The following is a 17,580-nucleotide window of genomic DNA, read 5'->3' on the forward strand; positions in this document are numbered from 1 at the left end:
AATTCAATGTTACAGATTGCAACGATACTAAATATCGCAACAATCAATTAGTTGTAGGTACATTAAATCCAGGACAATCTTACGTATTTACCATTACTGCTGTTGCTTTAGTGAATGGTACTTGGACTAATGTTGCAAACGCTACTTGCGCTGAAAATAATACTGTTGTTGAAGATAATGCAACTGTTGAAGTTCTTGTTCTTCCACCACCGGATAAAGTAGTTAATGACACTAAACCTCTCTATCATACAAATGTAACATATAATTTAACAGTTATCAATGATGGTGACTATAACTTCACTAAAAATGTAACTGTTTATGATATTTTACCTGAAGGTTTAGAATTCATTGAAAAAATTGCAGTTTACAATGCTACTGTGGTAGTTGACACAACAATTAACTCTAAAAATAATATTAGTTGGGTAATTACTGATATTCCAGCTCATAGTGTTGCAATTATTATGGTCAAAGTAAAAGTCAATGCAATTGGCAATTTAACCAATAATGAGACCATTGTTTATCCTGATGGAACAAACATGACTGTTAACTGTACTATTAATGTTCAACCTAATGTAGACCTATCTGTTAATAAGACTGTGGACAATGCTACACACTTCATTGATGACATTGTTGTTTGGACTATTACAGTACATAATGCTGCTAATGGTACTGGTGCAACTAACGTTACTTTGAATGATACATTCCCTGCTAATTTCACTGTCATTAATTGGACTGCTACTCCGGGCACCTCTTATAATGCTACTAGTGGTGTTTGGACTATTGGATTCATGGGCAATGGTACTACTGTAACTTTGGTTATTAATTCACGTGCTAAAGTCAATGGCACATTTACTAACGAAGCGAATGTTACTTGTAATGAAACTGAGTGGAACTACACAAATAACTACGATAACGCAACTGTGGTTATTTATGATATTCCTGACATTAACAAAACAGTTAATAACACTACTCCAAAACATATGGATTATGTTTTATATAATATTACAATTACTAACGTTGGTAATGTGACTTATATTCAAACTTTAGAAGTTGTTGATAGTTTACCAGAAGGTTTAGAGTATAATGGAACCGTTAAAATCATAGGTGCTGACATTGTTCAAAATGCGGTTGTTGATCAAACAGGAAGAGTAATTACTTGGAAAATTACTAACATCACTGCTAATGTCCCTGCTGTAATCATGGTTAGGGTTAGGGCTGTTGAACTTGGTAATTTAACAAATAATGCTACTGTGATTGCTCCTAATGGTACCAATAAAACCGTTAACTGTACTATTGATGTCAAACCAATCTGTGATGTAGAAATTTCAAAAACAGTTGATAAGCCGGTCATTTTCGTTGAGGGCACTGTTGAATGGACAATTACTGTCGTCAATAAAGGCCCAAGTACTGCTGAAAATGTTGTAGTCAAAGATACTATACCTGGAGGTCTTACATTAGTTGGAACTCCTCAAGGTTGTACTGTAAGCGGAAATACTTTAATTTGGAATGTTGGTGAGTTAGCTGCTAATAAACCTGTATCTCTTAAATTAGTTACTAAAGCAGATTTCAGTACTGGTGCAAGAACTAACATCGTTGTTGTAAACACCACTACTAATGAAACTAACTATACTAACAATGAAGCTAACGATACTACTGTAGTTTACCCACTTTGTGATTTGGAAATCACCAAAGCTGTTAATGCTACAAGTGTTTATATAAATGATTTCGTTGAATGGAATATTACTGTCGTAAATCACGGTCCTTCTACTGCTAAGGATGTTGTTGTTAAAGATACTTTACCTAATGGTTTAAAAGTTATTAAAGCAACTCCTTCTGTTGGTACATTTGATAAAAAGACTGGAACTTGGAAAATTGGTGATATGAATAATAGCACCCCAGCATACCTAGTTTTAGTCACTCAAGTTGTTAAAGAAGGTTCAATTAAAAACATCGTCGTTGTAAGGACTCCAACCAATGAAACCAATTACACTAACAATAAAGCAAATAACACTACTGTTGGTAAACCAATCTGTGATGTTGAAATCACTAAAGTTGTTAACAAAGACAAAGTTTATGTTGGCGAAAATGTAATATGGACAATTAAAGTTAAAAATAATGGTCCATCTACAGCTAAAAATATTAAAGTTTCAGATCAATTGCCTAAAGCTTTAAGAGCTTTAGACGCTAAAGTGACTAAAGGTTCATTTAACATGGAAACTTGTGAATGGACAATTAAATCATTAGCAAAAGGCGCTAGTGCAACACTTACACTTACAACCAAAGTTGTTCGTGAAGGAATTATCACTAACCCTGTTTCTGTTAACACTACAACTAAAGAAACAGACTACACTAATAACAAGGATAATGACACTACCAGAGGAATTCCAATTGTTGACTTAGAACTTAAAAAGTATGCTGATAAAGAAGTATACAAAAAAGGAGATAAAATGTACTGGACTATCATTGTAACCAATCATGGTCCAAGCACAGCGAAAGATGTTGTCGTATCTGATGTAATGCCATCAGGTGTAAAATTCTTGTCTTTCAAAGCTTCTAAAGGTTCTTACGATCCAGCAACTGGAGAATGGGATATAGGTGAATTGGCTAAAGGAGAAACTGTAACTATTGTAATCTACTGTAATGTAACTGCCGAAAACGGCACTATTACCAATACTGCTGTTGTAACCAGTAGCACACACGACAGTAATCCTAAAAACAATAAGGATAGCGTTACAATTACAGTTGAAAAAACTCAAGAACCTGTACCTCCAAAAATGCATCCTACTGGTAATCCAATTGTATTAGTAATTGTTTCATTACTTGGAATGGTTGGCGTAACTATAAGAAGAAAACTTTAAGTTTTTATGGAAAATTAATTTTTTCCATATTTTTTAATTTTTTACCAAAAAATTTATTTCAATTTAATGAATTTTACCAATTAAAATTCATCATGTTTTTCATGAAACTATTATTTTAATGATACTTATTTTTAAATATTTCAATTCATCAACACACTTTCAAAAAAATAATTTTATTAATCCACATTAACCAAATAAAATTTAACATTTTTCACATATTCCAATATTTTAAAAGTTATTAATGAAATATATATTATTGATTAAATTTATTGTGTGATTAAATGAAAAGTGATAATGTTAAAAAAGGAATTCAAAGGGCTCCACACAGATCACTGCTAAGAGCTTGTGGACTCGATGACGATGACTTTAAAAAACCATTCATTGGTATAGCAAACAGTTTTACAGACATTGTACCTGGTCATATTCACTTAAGAGAACTTGTTGAGTTTGTAAAAGAGGGTATTGTAGCTGCCGGAGGTATTCCATTTGAATTTGATACAATGGCAATTTGTGATGGAATCAGTATGAACCATGAAGGAATGAAGTATTCCTTGCCTTCAAGAGAAATTATTGCTGCTACAGTTGAAAGTATGACAAAAGGGCATGCTTTTGATGGATTAGTGTTAATTCCAAGTTGTGATAAAGTAGTTCCTGGCATGATTATGGGTGCTGCTAGAGTTAATGTGCCGTCAATTGTAGTTACTGGTGGACCAATGGCATCCGGCGAATATAACGGCAAGCCTGCCGATTTAATTACAGTGTTTGAAGCTGTTGGTGCATATTCTGCCGGTAGGATGTCTGAAGATGAAGTAGCGGAACTTGAAAAATGCGCATGTCCAGGCGCCGGAAGTTGTTCTGGGCTATTCACAGCAAACACAATGGCATGCATTACAGAAACTTTAGGTTTATCGCTTCCAACATGCGCCACAACACATGCGAGAACTGAAGAAAACAATCAAATTGCATTTGAATCAGGTAAACAAATTATTAAACTAGTTGAAGATGATATTAAACCATCTGACATTATGACCCAGGAAGCCTTCAACAATGCTATTGCAGTTGATATGGCACTCGGCGGTTCTTCAAATACAGCTTTACATATACCTGCACTTGCCAGTGAAGTTGAAGGTTTGGATGTGGATTTAGAATTATTTGATGAAATTTCAAGACGTGTTCCTCACATTACATTAATTTCCCCTGCCGGTGAAGATTCAATGATGGATTTACACTTAGCTGGCGGAATTCAAGCGGTAATGAAAACTTTGGGAGATATAATTGATACAAATCAGTTAACCGTAACCGGAAAAACAATTGCTGAAAACTTGGAAAATGTCGAAAACAAGAATACTGACGTTATTCATACTTTAGATGACCCTGTTCATGAAGATGGCGGAATCGCAATTCTTAAAGGTAACCTTGCACCTAATGGAAGTGTTGTTAAAAAAGGCGCTGTTGCAAATCATTTAATGCATCTTAAAGGTCCGGCAAAAGTATATGATTCAGAAGAAGATGTTACAAAAGCGATATTTGATCATGAAATCGATGAAGGAGACATTGTTGTAATTAGATACGAAGGACCTAAAGGCGGGCCTGGAATGCGTGAAATGTTAAATCCGACATCAGCTCTTGCAGGAATGAACATTAAGGATGTAGGTTTAATAACTGACGGAAGATTTTCCGGAGGAACAAGAGGGCCATGCATAGGACATGTATCACCTGAAGCAAGGGAGGATGGACCAATTGCTGCAATTCAAAATGGGGATATCATAGAAATAGACATTGAAAATAGATCTATAAATGTTGAGTTGTCTGATGAGGAAATTGAAGCTAGATTAAAAGAAGTTAAACACCCTGAAAGCGATGTTTCAGGCTGGTTGGCAATATATCAAAAATTGGTTCACTCAGCAGATACCGGTGCTATTTTAAGGTAGTGAAAATATGGAAATTTTAAAATACTCTGAAATCAATCTGGAAGATACAATCAAAAGGTCGGAACAGGATGTTAACAATGTTTTAGGAACAGTATCTGAGATTCTGGAAAATGTTCGAGTAGAAAAAGACCAAGCAATTCGCCAATATACAGAGAAATTTGACGGTGTTACAATAGAAAATTTCAAGGTATCCAAAGACGAAATTGAAGAGGCTTATGATACATTAAATGATGAATTGTTAACCGCTTTAAAAAATGCTGCAGATAATATTGAAAGGTTTCATAAGAAGCAAATTCCATCCGAATGGGAAATGGAAGTCAATCCGGGAATAGTTGCAGGCCAAATTGTAAGGCCAATCAATTCTGCAGGATGTTATATACCTGGAGGCAGGGCCGCTTATCCTTCATCAATATTGATGACTGTAATACCTGCAAAGATTGCCGGTGTTAAAAAAGTAGTCTGTGTAACCCCTCCTCAAAAAGATGGTAAAATTTTAGATGCCATTTTAGTAGCTGCAGATATTGCAGGTGCTGATGAAATTTATAAAGTTGGAGGAGCACAGGCAATTGCAGCCTTGGCTTATGGAACAGAATCAATTCCTCAAGTGGAGAAAATTGTAGGTCCCGGAAACATATTTGTCACTGCAGCAAAGAAATTAGTTTATGGCCAAGTGGATATTGAGTTTCCGGCAGGACCATCTGAAGTTCTAATTTTGGCCGATGAAACTGCAAACCCTGAATTTTTGGCAACAGATATTCTTGCGCAGGCGGAGCATGACCCTAATGCGTCCTGTTTTTTAGTGACTGACAGCGAAGAACTGGCGATAAAAACCGATGAATTTGTAAAGGAAATGACTGAAGTTGCACCAAGGCGAGAAATCATTGAGGAGTCATTATCTAAAAGTGGAAAAATCATTATCACAAACACTTTTGAGGAAGCGGTTCATGTTACAAATGAATATGCTCCCGAACATTTAATCATATCCACTGCCGATGATGATGAGACATTGTCACAAATCAACAATGCGGGTTCAATCTTTTTAGGCGCCTATTCACCGGTTGCAGCAGGAGATTATGGATCCGGAACAAACCATGTTTTGCCTACCGGCGGAGGAGCAAGGATGTATTCAGGCCTGTCTACCGAAGCGTTTATTAAAAAGCCGACAGTTCAGAGGATTACTAAGGACGGTTTGAAAGAGCTGTCAAAAACTTCAGTTCCGATTGCCGAATATGAAGGATTCTTTGCACATGCAAACTCATTTAAAACTAGATTAAGGGATGATTAATTTTATCCTTAATTTATTCTTTTTTTATTTTTATCTTTAAAATTTAATTTTTAGCATATCTTTATTAAACATTAATACTAATATTAAAAATATAATGAAAGTTTATCATTATTTTTATTTTTACAACCGAGGTGAATAATTTGCAAGGTTTATTAAATGATTGGAGAAGAACAAACTACGCTAGTCAATGTACTCCTGAAATAGCAGGTAGTGACGTTACAATCATGGGTTGGGTGCACGAAATCCGTGATTTCGGTGGAATCATGTTTGTTATCATTCGTGATGTCACTGGCAGAGTTCAAGTAACTGCTCCAAGTAAAAAAGTAGACGAAAATATAATGGAAGAATTAAGAGAATTCAGAAAAGAATCTGTTGTAGCTATTAAAGGTTTAGTACAGGAAGCAGGAAAAGCACCAAATGGTGTAGAAATCATTCCTAAAGAAATCAAAATCTTAAACTTAGCTAACCAGCCTTTACCAATGGATCCAACAGAAAAAGTTAAAGCAGGAATTGATACAAGATTAGATTCAAGATTCTTAGATATTAGAAAAGAAAATGTTTCTGCAATTTTCAAAATCAAAGGACAAATGTTCCATACTATAAGGGACTTTTTCTATGACAATGGATTTTATGAAATTAACACTCCTAAACTCGTAGCATCCGCTACTGAAGGAGGAACAGAATTATTCCCAATTACTTACTTTGAAAAAGAAGCATTCTTAGGTCAATCTCCACAATTATACAAACAGATGATGATGGCCGCTGGAATGGATAAAGTATTTGAAATTGGCCAAATTTTCAGAGCAGAAGAGCACGATACATTAAGACACTTGAACGAAGCGGTTTCCATCGATGCAGAAGCATCATTTTCAGATGATGAAGATGTAATGAAAATCTTGAATGACATGATTGTTCAAGTCTTAAAAGACGTCAATGAAAACTGTGCCAATGAGTTAGAGATTTTAGGTCACGAATTAGAAGTGCCTGCTGGAGATTTCCCTCATGTTACTTATGATGAAGCAGTTGACATTGTAAATTCAAGAGATGTGCCTATGGAATGGGGAGAAGACTTATCCCGTGAAGCTGAAAAAGTTTTAGGTGACACAATGGGAGGATTCTACTTCTTAACCAGATGGCCTTCTGAAATCAAACCGTTCTATGTAATGCCTGTTGAAGGCGAAGAGCAATATTCCCATGCATTCGATTTAATGTACAATAATTTAGAGTTATCTTCCGGAGCTACTCGTGTACACCAATATGACCTTTTAGTAAAACAAATCGAAGAAAGAGGATTAAACCCTGCTGGATTTGGAAGCTACTTGAAAGCATTTGAATACGGTATGCCTCCTCATGCAGGATGGGGTGTCGGTGCTGATAGGTTAACCATGGTACTCACAGGATCTGAAAACATCCGTGAATGCGTACTATTCCCAAGAGACAGACACAGATTAACTCCATAGATGAAAATGGAAAAATTTGATATAGCTATTATTGGTGGAGGTCCTGCTGGAATAATGGCAGCTATTGCAGCTAGTAGGACTTCTGATGTAATATTACTTGAGAAAAATACTTCTTTAGGCCGTAAATTATTGATGACCGGTGGAGGAAGATGCAATATTACCAACAACAAGCCAATAAAACAGCTATTAACTTTTTTTAACAATAAAAACTTTTTAAAACACTCCTTTTATACTTTTACAAATGAAGATTTATTTTCATTGTTTGATTTTGACTTCATTGAAGAGGATGACAACAGAATGTTTCCAGAAACAGAAAAGGCTAGCGATGTCCTGGAAGCCTTAACGGAGAAGTTGGATAATGTTGCAATAAGATATGGTTTTGATGTTGAAAAAATCACTGAGGGCTTTGTCATAAATGACTCAATAAAGGCCGATAAAATAATCATAGCTACAGGCGGCATGACATACCCACAGACAGGATGCAATATTAAAAATTATGCGCTAACTTCACAGCCTCTAACGGACATTAAGTACGGTCTTAGTCCGTTGATAACTATCAAAGACCTCTCAAAAATTGCTGGCGTAACATTGTATGATGTTGATGTAAGCTATAAGAAAAGCAAAGCCAAAGGAAATGTTTTATTCTCACACGTTGGATTGACTGGGCCGGGAATTATCAATTTAAGCAATGAAATTTCTGAAAGTATAAATTATAACTTATTAGAAAATAATCCGGCATTGGAGTTTGAAGTTTCCATTGATTTGTGTCCGGATTATACTCGTGAAAATCTTCAGGAAAAATTCGCTGCTGATTTTCAGATTAAAGGAAAGGCAATGCTTAAGAATTATTTAAGGCAGTTTTTGACAAATAGCTTTATAAATTTCTTTTTGGATGAAATTGATTTGGATGGCGATTTGCAATTATCCCAGATTAACAAAAAAAGTAAAAATCGCTTAATTGAAAATTTAAAGAGATTCCCTTTTGCGATATCTGATTTTAATAGTGCTTTGGCTAAGATAACAATTGGGGGTGTTGATTTGGATTATGTCAATCCAAAAACTTTGGAGTCAACATTAACACCTGGACTTTACTTTGCAGGGGAGGTTCTAAATCTCCATGGTCCAACAGGCGGTTACAATTTGAAGATAGCATTTTCAACCGGGTACTTGGCGGGATTGTCAGCTGGTGAAAAATAATTTTCATGCTATAATTTTGTTAAGTTTTATATTAACAACAAAATATTTAACATATATTTAATACATAACTTACATTATGACAGACAAAATGTTCATGGGTGCATCAACTAAACAAGGTTTGGATATTGCAAATAAAAGTAGAGAAATTATCCGTGGCCTTATTGGGGATGATGTCAAAGATTTAAATCCTGCTGAAAGAGACATTGTTGAAAGGATTGTTCACTCAACAGCAGATCCTGAATATGCAAAATTAGTAAAGATTAGTCCTGATTTTGTAGATGCAGCTATGGCTTCCCTTAAAAATAAAGAAACCATTTTAACCGACATTAACATGGTTAAATATGGAATTACAAGATATGAGGGGGAAGTTGAGTGTTACATTAAAAACGAAGAAGTTGTTAAGATTGCAAAGGAAAATCAAATTACAAGAGCCGCGGCAGCCATGAGATATGCTGCAGCCAATGATTTTGAAGGAATCGTCGTTTCTGGTAATGCTCCAACTGCCGTTTTTGAAGCAATGGATTTATACGAAAAAGGTGAAATGAACCTTAAAGCTATTGTAGGAGTCCCTGTTGGTTTTGTTGGGGCCGCTGATTCAAAGGAAGCTCTACATAATTCAAACATTCCAAACATCATTGTTGAAGGGCCGAAAGGCGGAACTCCGATTGCTGTAGCTTGCGTAAACTCATTAATACAACATTTGTAGTGTGATAACATGTTTTCTGAAGAATTGTTCAATGAATCAAAAAAATATTTTCCTGGTGGAGTAAATTCTCCTGTTAGGGCTTTTAAACCTTATCCATTTTTTGTTAAAAGTGCTGGTGGGTCTAAACTTACCGATGCAGATGGTCAAACATATATTGACTATTGTTTAGCTTATGGACCTTTGATATTGGGTCATGCCAATCCTAAAGTTGTAAGGGAAGTTTCTAATCAATTAACTATGGGAACTGCTTATGGCGCTCCCACTGAAAATGAAATTAAATTAGCAAAAGAAGTAGTTGATAGGATACCTTGCGCTGAGATGGTAAGATTTTGTAATAGTGGAACTGAAGCTACTATGAGTGCAATTAGGCTTGCAAGAGGCTTTACAGGTAGAGATAAGATAGTCAAATTTGAAGGTGCTTATCACGGAGCGCATGATTATGTATTAGTGAAAGGAGGTTCCGGTGCTGCTACATTGCCTGATTCACCGGGCATACCTGAAGATACCACTAAAAATACTTTATCAGTTCCATTCAATGATGAAGAAGCTTTAACAGATTTGATTGAAAAAGAAGGTGAAAACATTGCTTGTATTATTATGGAAATAGTTATGGGTAATGTTGGCTGCATTGAACCAAAACCGGGATTTTTAGAATTTGTTAGAAAGATTACAGAAGAAAATAATATCATTTTAATTTTTGATGAAGTTATCACCGGTTTCAGGGCTTCACGTGGAGGAGCTCAGGAATATTATGGTGTCACTCCTGATTTAACAACCCTTGGTAAAATTGTTGGAGGAGGTCTTCCAATGGGAGCATTTTGTGGTAAAAGAGAGATAATGGAATTGATTGCACCACAAGGACCAGTCTATCAAGCAGGTACTTTTTCAGGAAATCCAATATCTGTTCAAGCAGGTATTTCTACTTTAACACAATTAGATGATGCATTTTATAAAGAATTGGAAAGAAAAGGAAACTTCCTTAGAGGAAATATTGCATCAATAATTGATGAAGAAGAGTATAATATCCAGCCGGTCGGATTGGCTTCAATGTTTCAAATTTATTTCAATCCTGCACCAGTTCATAATTATGCTGATGCACAACAGTCTGACAGAAAACAATTCCTCAGATACTTTAAAACCTTGTTAAAACAAGGCGTATTTATTCCTCCATCCCAGTTTGAATGTAATTTTATTTCAAATGCACATAGTATGGAAGATTTACAAAAAACTTCTGATGCTATTGAATTAGCACTAGAAGCCGCATTTAAAAAAAGAAGAAGGTAATATAAATGGACATTGACTATAAAGAAATTGCATCATATGTAATCATTCTTATCATTGTTTTAATCGCTGCTCAACACTTAAATGTAGTCGTTTCAGGAAGTATGGAACCAACATTCTATAGGGGAGATATTGTTTTAGTTGAAAAAGCAAATTTCTTAGGCATTAATGAATTTGACCCTAATACTGTTGAAGTGGGGGATGTTGTTGTTTATGATGCAGCATGGTATGACCAACCGGTAATTCATAGGATAATCAATATTACAGATATTAATGGAACTACGATGTATGTGATAAAAGGGGACAATAATGGTCGTCCTGATCCTTATTATGTTACTTCTGACCAAATTCAAGAAAAAGTCGTAACATTTAACGATAATTTAGTCATTATTCCAAAAATCGGATATCTTTCCCTCTGGTTAAGAGGTTTATAATTATTATAGGTGAGTTAATGTATTTTGAAATTGAAAAACAAGCTATTGATGCTATTAATAAGGCATTAGATCAATATGATGTGGAAGTTGATAGGGATTTCAGGTTGGATTTTCCGCCAAATCCCGAGTTAGGTGACCTTGCAAGTACCATTGCATTTGCGCTTACTAAGAAATTAAGAACTTCACCTCCTGAAGTTGCAAAAGACTTAGTCGAAAAAATTGAAGTTCCAAAAATATTCAGTAAAGTTCAAAACTTTGGTCCTTATGTTAATTTCTTCATTGATTATGACGAATTCTCAAAATTATTGTTAGAAAAAGTTGATGAAAAGTACGGCCAACTTCCAGAAACTGGTGAAAAAATTGTTTTGGAACATACTTCAGCTAATCCGAATGGTCCTCTACATATCGGACACATTAGAAACTCAATTTTTGGAGATTCACTTTCAAGACTTTTAAAATTAGCTGGAAGAGATGTCATTACCCAATATTATGTTAATGATATGGGCAGACAGATTGCTATAATTGTATGTGGTATAACCGAATGTGGCTTCAACATTGAGGATTATGACGGTGAAAAACTAGACCATAAAATCGGTAAGCTATACTATGATGCCAACAAAGCTGTTGAAGAAGATGAAAATTTGGCAATTAAGGTAGATGAATTAATTCAGAAATACGAAGAAGGCGGAGACGATGAATTAAATGCAATCTTCGAGCAAGTAGTTTCAAGTTGTATTTCCGGAATGAAGGAAACACTTCAAAGAATGAATATAATTCATGATGACTTTGTATGGGAAGGACAGTTTGTCAGAAGTGGTGAAGTCGATGACCTTGTTAAATATATTCAAAGAGAAGGATTCACTCGTGAAAATGATGTATTATACATTGACTTGACTGACTTCAACATTGAAAAGGAATTTGTTTTGCGCCGTTCCAATGGAACCTCACTTTATTCCACTCGTGATTTGGCTTATCATAAATACAAAGCTACTTTAGGAGATACTGTACTTGATATTTTAGGTTCAGATCACAAATTAGCCGCTAAACAAATCAAAGTTATCTTCGAAGAAATCTTTAGGCAAACTCCTCCGGAAGTAATCTTTTATGAATTCATTACATTGCCGGAAGGATCAATGTCAACAAGAAGAGGCAAATTTGTATCTGTCGATGAATTGATTGATGAAGCAGTTTTAAGAGCAACAGATGAGATTAAATCCAGAAACCCTGATTTGACAGATGATGAAATTGCACCAATGGCCGAAGAAATTGGTGTTGGAGCTGTTAGATTCTTCATTGCTAAATTATCCCCTGAAAAACACTTGACTTTCAAATGGGATGAAGCTTTAAGCTTTGAAAGAGGTTGTGCTTCAATTCAATATGCACATGCAAGAGCATGCAAATTACTTAAGAAGTCAGGTAAAGACATTAGCTCTTTAGAAGTTGCCGATGATTGGACTCCTGATGAAGCAGAACAAGATTTAATAAGACAAATTGCTAAATTCCCACAAGTTGTGGATGATTGTGCAAACAAGAAGAGAGTTCACAATATTACACAATACTGTCAAGATTTGGCCGGTTCATTTAATAGATTCTACAAATCAGAACAGGTCATTGGTTCTGATGTAGAAGATACAAGATTGATTTTAGTTGATAGGGCTAGAATAACTATTAAAAATGCTTTAGATATTTTAGGTGTTTCAGCACCTGAAAAAATGTAGATGAGTTTTTAACTCATCTTTAATTATTCTTTTTTTTAAATTTAATCCACATAGTGGATGTAATCTTCTTTTCTAGGCAATGGTTCTGGCGCTTCCATATCAGGATAACCTAAAACTACATGGCCGATTCCTTCATATGTTTCAGGAATTCCCCATTCTTTAAGTAAGGCTTTTCCTTTCTCAGATGCAAATTCTTCACGTGCTCTGTGAATCCAGCATGATCCAACACCAACCGCATGAGCAGCATTAACAAGCACGGCCAATACACTGGATCCGTCTTCAACATAAGTTGGCATTTCACTATTGGCTAAAACAATTAGAAGGGTTTTTGCACCATAGAACGGATCCATATCTTCCGGAACATCTACAGGGAAATAGCTTCTGTTCCATGCAGAAAATTCTTTAATAGTTTCTGGATTTTGAATTACTACAATTTTTGGAGATTGCGCTCCCCTTGCTGTTGGCGCGTATGTTCCTGTTTCTAAAATTGTTTTTAACTCTTCGTCGCTGATTTGTTCTTCTTTGAATTTTCTGATGCTTCTTCTTGTTTTTAAATCTTCAATTGTTGTATTCATATTAATTCCTCACTTATTCTTCTAAGGGTTTTTAAGAAATTATCGTATTCTTCATTTGTAATATTGTTTTTAATTTTTTCATCCCATTTTTCGTCATAATTCATGATTTTTAAAGCTGTTTTTTCACCTTTAGGGGTTAGTTTAATTATTTTTTTTCTTTTATCTTTAATTCTTTCTATGAATCCCTTGTCTTCTAGCTTTTTAAGGTTTCTTGTAATTGTACTTTCATTTAGATGAATTTCACTAGCTAATTGTTCTTGACTGATTCCTTCATTTTTGTATATTATAACTAAAAGCGGATGAAGGCCATAACTCAAACCGTCTTCCTTAACAATTTCATTAATGTATTTAGCATGTTCTCTGTAGATTATTGATATAAATGGAGCTGTTGGCATATCTTTATCAAACTGCATGGTTTCGCCCCCTTATTAGTCTGGTAATGTATAGTTCAATACATGCATAACATATTAGAGAACCTATTCCCCCTCCTAGAAGCATTCCGCAGTATATTCCAAATTCTCCCATGTTAAATGTAAATCCTAAAAGATATGCAAAGATTAGCACTAAAATAAATTCCCTAAATGTTGTTAGGATAAGTGAGGCAGTTCCTTTTCCAACGCCTTGAAATACATTGCCCGCACTTGCCCCGAATGGAACATATAAGATAAATAAGCACATTATTTGCAGGAAACTTGCAATTAATGGCGCTAATTGCGCACTGCCTTCAGAGTATGTGAATATAAATGCGATTTGATTTGCAAAGACATTTATTATTATACAAACAATTATTGAAGCTATTAAGGCTATTTTAACAGCATATCTTGCAGTGATTCTTAAATTTTCGTATTTACGAGCTCCATATGCCACTCCCGCAACGGATATTGCTGCAGTTCCGACTCCTATTGCTGGGAGCATTCCGATGTTTACTATTCTCCAACCTGCAGTATAAACAGCTACTGCTGTTGGTCCGGATACTATTGTAAGCATATAATTGACAAATATTGTTAAAACAGAGAGTACCAATTGCTCTAAGCTTGCAGGGATACCGACAACCAGTATATCCTTATACATTTTGAAGTCATTGTGGAAATCTTTGATATTATATGAGAGGTAAGTGTCTTTTTTAACAAATATCCAGTAAAACATTAAAATTAAGCTAATAAATGGTCCAAGAGCTGTTGCAAATGCCGCTCCTCTAATCCCCATGTTAAATGTGTAGATGAAAATCGGGTCTAAAATCATATTTATTATTGCGGCAAGAGCTATTGGCACGGTTGCTCTTTTAATATCTCCTTCTGCTCTAAATGCCCCTCCTAAGATTGGAGGCATTAGTAACATGATTGAACATAAAAATATAATCAGTCCATAGTCCATTGCATAATTTAAGACACTTGTTGCGCCCATCATTTTAAGCGCCGGTTCTAAAAACGTGACAAACAGTATTGTAATGGCTATTGAAAAGACCGCACTTAAAATTAAATTATGAATTGCAGCATTATTTGCGGAATGTTTATCTTCAGCTCCTATATATCTTGAAATTAATGAGTTGCCGCCCGCTCCAAGTCCGTTTCCAAACCCAACTAAAATCAGGAATAATGGTGTGATATATCCTAATGCTGCTAGAGGCTCAGTTCCAAGTCCTGCAACCCATATGCTGTCAATAATATTATTTATAAATATTAAAAGCATACTAGCTATAATTGGGAGTGACAATTTATTTATAGCTTTTTTTGGGTCTCCAGTTATCATCTCTACATTTTCATTTTTTTCCATAATTTTCCTCTCTTGCATATGCAATTATACTCTTGTATATGCAAGTGTTGATATTTAAAGCTATTGTAGAAATGAGTCTGTTTAATTTTTTAAAAAAAGGATAAAGTATTAATTTAATAATACTTCAGTAAATCAATTTAAACTAAATTGCCTTCTTCATCTATTTCTTGCGGATTATTTTTAACATCATCGATGCTAGATCCGTCATTTTGCCCGCCGATGATAATACCGTTTTCATCGTAGTATTCATTCAATTCTTCATCATAGTAACTTTTACTAGATTGTGATTGAGAAGAAGTTGAGTTTCCATCATTGTTTGTAGATGAACTTGTTGTTGAATTTACATTTGAAGAACTAACTGCATCTGTATTTGTGTCTTCTCCAATAGTTATTGTTTGTTTAGCAGTACATGGGTTTAAATTATCGTTTCCTCCAAATGATGCAGTTATTTCATAATCACCTGGATTTTCATCATTTAAAATTAAAAATGCTTTTCCTTCATTATTTGTATAAACAGAATATGTCTGTGCAACTCCGTTTTCTACAATTGTGAAATTTACAGGTTCATTTGGAAGCGCGTTTCCTTGTTCGTCTGTTAGTTCAATTTCAACTTGGTCTCCATTCTGTAAATCAGTATCACTTAAAAAGTTTATTTGAGTGTTTAATTTGCTATCACTAGTTTGAGAAAATACCATCAAACCCAAAATAGCAATGATGATAATCGCCAATATTGCTAAAATAATTTTTTTATTCATTTATTCACCTTAATTTTATTAGACATTATAATTTTAAAGTCAATTTAAAATATGAAATCTGTTATATAAAAGTTTTTTGAATATAGGCATTTATTTACACTTTAAATATAATAAGAATAATGTATTGATAATTTAATTAGGAAATTACTAAAAATTGTATTTTAATGTATAAAATATGGATTTTTATATAATTTTCAGTTGGAATGATTTTTTCAAATTCAAATAAATTAATTATAAATATTTTTAAAAACATACCTTTAACTAATAGGAGACTATATCATGAAAGTTTTAGTTGTTGGAACAGGGGCACGTGAACATGCTATCGCTGATGCTTTAAAAGACGATGTAGATTTGTATTGTTATATGAGTAAAATTAATCCCGGAATGTCAAAAATTGCTGAATTTAAGCAAGGTGACGAAGGGGAAGTTGAAAAAGTAGCTGAATATGCAGTCGAAAAAGAAATTGACATTGCATTCATCGGTCCTGAAGCTCCACTCGGAAAAGGAATTGTCGATGAACTTGAAAAAAATGGAATTAAATGTGTTGGACCGACTCAAAGTGCAGCACGTATTGAAACTGATAAATCATTTATGAGAAAACTCTTTGAAGACTATGAAATTGAAGGGTCACTCGTTTACAAAGTGTTTGATAATTCAGAAGATGTATCTGCATTTTTAGATGAGTTTGACCGTGATGTTGTAGTAAAGCCTGTTGGTTTAACTGGAGGTAAAGGAGTAAAAATTGTAGGAGACCATCTTAAAGATAATGAAGAAGCAAAAGAGTACTCATGTGAAGTCATTGATAATGAAATGGGTGGTTTTGCTCAAGTAATTATTGAAGAAAGATTGATAGGCGAAGAATTCACAATCCAAGCATTCTGTGATGGTGAACATTTAGCACCAATGCCTGCAGCACAAGACCATCCTCATGCATTTGAAGGTGACATTGGCGCAATCACTGGTGGAATGGGATCTTATTCCGATGTTGGAGGATTATTGCCATTTTTAACTCAAGATGATTATGATAAAGCAGTAGAAATCATGCAAGCTACACTTAAAGCTATCGCTGAGGAAGCTGAACCATACAAAGGTATTTTATATGGCCAATTCATGTTAACTGCTGATGGCCCAAGACTCATTGAATATAATGCAAGATTTGGAGATCCTGAAGCAATGAACGTTTTACCGCTTTTAAAAACTCCATTAGCTGACATATGTCAAGATATTGTAGATGGCACATTAGATAAGGTAGAATTTGAAGACAAAGCTAGCGTATGTAAATACATTGTACCTGATGGATATCCTGAAACCGAATATGCTGGTGAATTGATTGAAGTTGATGAAGCAGCTATTGAGGATTTAGGTGCTAAAGTATTTTATGCAGCCGTTTCAGCTGAAGATGATGGAATCCACTTGTCCGGTTCTAGAGCATTAGGTATTGTAGCCAGTGGCGAATCTATTGAAGAAGCTGAAAAGATAGCTGAAAAAGCATGTGAATTTGTTAAAGGTAATGTTTACCACAGAAGGGATGTGGGAACAACAGAACTTGTAAACAAACGTATTGAACATATGAAAGAAATTTTAAATTAAATTTCTTTTTCTTTTTT

At 34.6% G+C, this 17,580-nt stretch carries 14 protein-coding genes; 10 read left to right on the plus strand and 4 right to left on the minus strand.

The genetic code is table 11. From position 1 onward, the window contains the following. The 9 genes from IKS50_RS05020 to argS form a co-directional block, all read left to right on the plus strand. Window positions 1–2,858 (plus strand): hypothetical protein (locus IKS50_RS05020; RefSeq protein WP_292846357.1); only part of this gene is annotated, 2,858 nt, incomplete at its 5' end. A 281-nt stretch (window positions 2,859–3,139) separates the two neighbouring features. Then, window positions 3,140–4,789: a dihydroxy-acid dehydratase gene (gene ilvD / locus IKS50_RS05025; RefSeq protein WP_292846360.1), complete on the plus strand. Its 1,650-nt coding sequence runs from the start codon at window positions 3,140–3,142 to the stop codon at window positions 4,787–4,789. Between the two features lie 7 nt (window positions 4,790–4,796). Further along, window positions 4,797–6,074, plus strand: a complete 1,278-nt coding sequence (gene hisD, locus IKS50_RS05030) for a histidinol dehydrogenase (protein ID WP_292846363.1) — start codon at window positions 4,797–4,799, stop codon at window positions 6,072–6,074. A 140-nt stretch (window positions 6,075–6,214) separates the two neighbouring features. Then, a complete protein-coding gene (gene aspS / locus IKS50_RS05035; RefSeq protein ID WP_292846366.1) occupies window positions 6,215–7,534 on the plus strand; it encodes an aspartate--tRNA(Asn) ligase in 1,320 nt (439 codons plus the stop codon). A 6-nt stretch (window positions 7,535–7,540) separates the two neighbouring features. Next, on the plus strand, window positions 7,541–8,731 hold the full coding sequence (locus tag IKS50_RS05040) for an aminoacetone oxidase family FAD-binding enzyme (RefSeq protein WP_292846369.1): 1,191 nt from the start codon (window positions 7,541–7,543) through the stop codon (window positions 8,729–8,731). A gap of 76 nt (window positions 8,732–8,807) precedes the next feature. Beyond that, window positions 8,808–9,437 (plus strand): cobalt-precorrin-8 methylmutase, encoded by a 630-nt coding sequence (locus tag IKS50_RS05045; protein ID WP_292846372.1) that lies wholly within the window; start codon window positions 8,808–8,810, stop codon window positions 9,435–9,437. 9 nt (window positions 9,438–9,446) lie between these two features. Continuing rightward, a complete protein-coding gene (gene hemL / locus IKS50_RS05050) occupies window positions 9,447–10,721 on the plus strand; it encodes a glutamate-1-semialdehyde 2,1-aminomutase (protein WP_292846375.1) in 1,275 nt (424 codons plus the stop codon). A 5-nt stretch (window positions 10,722–10,726) separates the two neighbouring features. Continuing rightward, entirely contained in the window at window positions 10,727–11,152 is a 426-nt protein-coding gene (locus IKS50_RS05055) for a signal peptidase I (RefSeq protein ID WP_292846378.1), read from the plus strand. Window positions 11,153–11,169: 17 nt separating this feature from the next. After that, entirely contained in the window at window positions 11,170–12,870 is a 1,701-nt protein-coding gene (gene argS, locus IKS50_RS05060; protein ID WP_292846381.1) for an arginine--tRNA ligase, read from the plus strand. A 41-nt stretch (window positions 12,871–12,911) separates the two neighbouring features. Here the strand turns inward: argS and IKS50_RS05065 are convergent, their stop codons facing one another. The 4 genes from IKS50_RS05065 to IKS50_RS05080 form a co-directional block, all read right to left on the minus strand. After that, entirely contained in the window at window positions 12,912–13,445 is a 534-nt protein-coding gene (locus IKS50_RS05065; RefSeq protein ID WP_292846384.1) for a nitroreductase, read from the minus strand. Further along, the gene (locus IKS50_RS05070; protein WP_292846387.1) at window positions 13,442–13,858 is read right to left on the minus strand and encodes a MarR family winged helix-turn-helix transcriptional regulator; all 417 of its coding nucleotides are present in this window, start codon (window positions 13,856–13,858) and stop codon (window positions 13,442–13,444) included. Before IKS50_RS05070 ends, IKS50_RS05065 begins: the two co-directional genes overlap by 4 nt. Beyond that, complete coding sequence (locus tag IKS50_RS05075) at window positions 13,848–15,218, minus strand: MATE family efflux transporter (RefSeq protein ID WP_292846390.1); 1,371 nt, start codon at window positions 15,216–15,218, stop codon at window positions 13,848–13,850. Before IKS50_RS05075 ends, IKS50_RS05070 begins: the two co-directional genes overlap by 11 nt. Before the next feature lie 137 nt (window positions 15,219–15,355). Beyond that, window positions 15,356–15,973: an Ig-like domain-containing protein gene (locus tag IKS50_RS05080; protein ID WP_292846395.1), complete on the minus strand. Its 618-nt coding sequence runs from the start codon at window positions 15,971–15,973 to the stop codon at window positions 15,356–15,358. A 279-nt stretch (window positions 15,974–16,252) separates the two neighbouring features. Here IKS50_RS05080 and purD point away from each other — a divergent pair, with 279 nt between their 5' ends. Beyond that, window positions 16,253–17,563: a phosphoribosylamine--glycine ligase gene (gene purD, locus IKS50_RS05085; RefSeq protein WP_292846398.1), complete on the plus strand. Its 1,311-nt coding sequence runs from the start codon at window positions 16,253–16,255 to the stop codon at window positions 17,561–17,563. Window positions 17,564–17,580 lie beyond the last annotated feature (17 nt).

Origin of the sequence: Methanobrevibacter sp., assembly GCF_017539065.1 — an archaeon.
Taxonomy (GTDB): Archaea; Methanobacteriota; Methanobacteria; order Methanobacteriales; family Methanobacteriaceae; genus Methanocatella.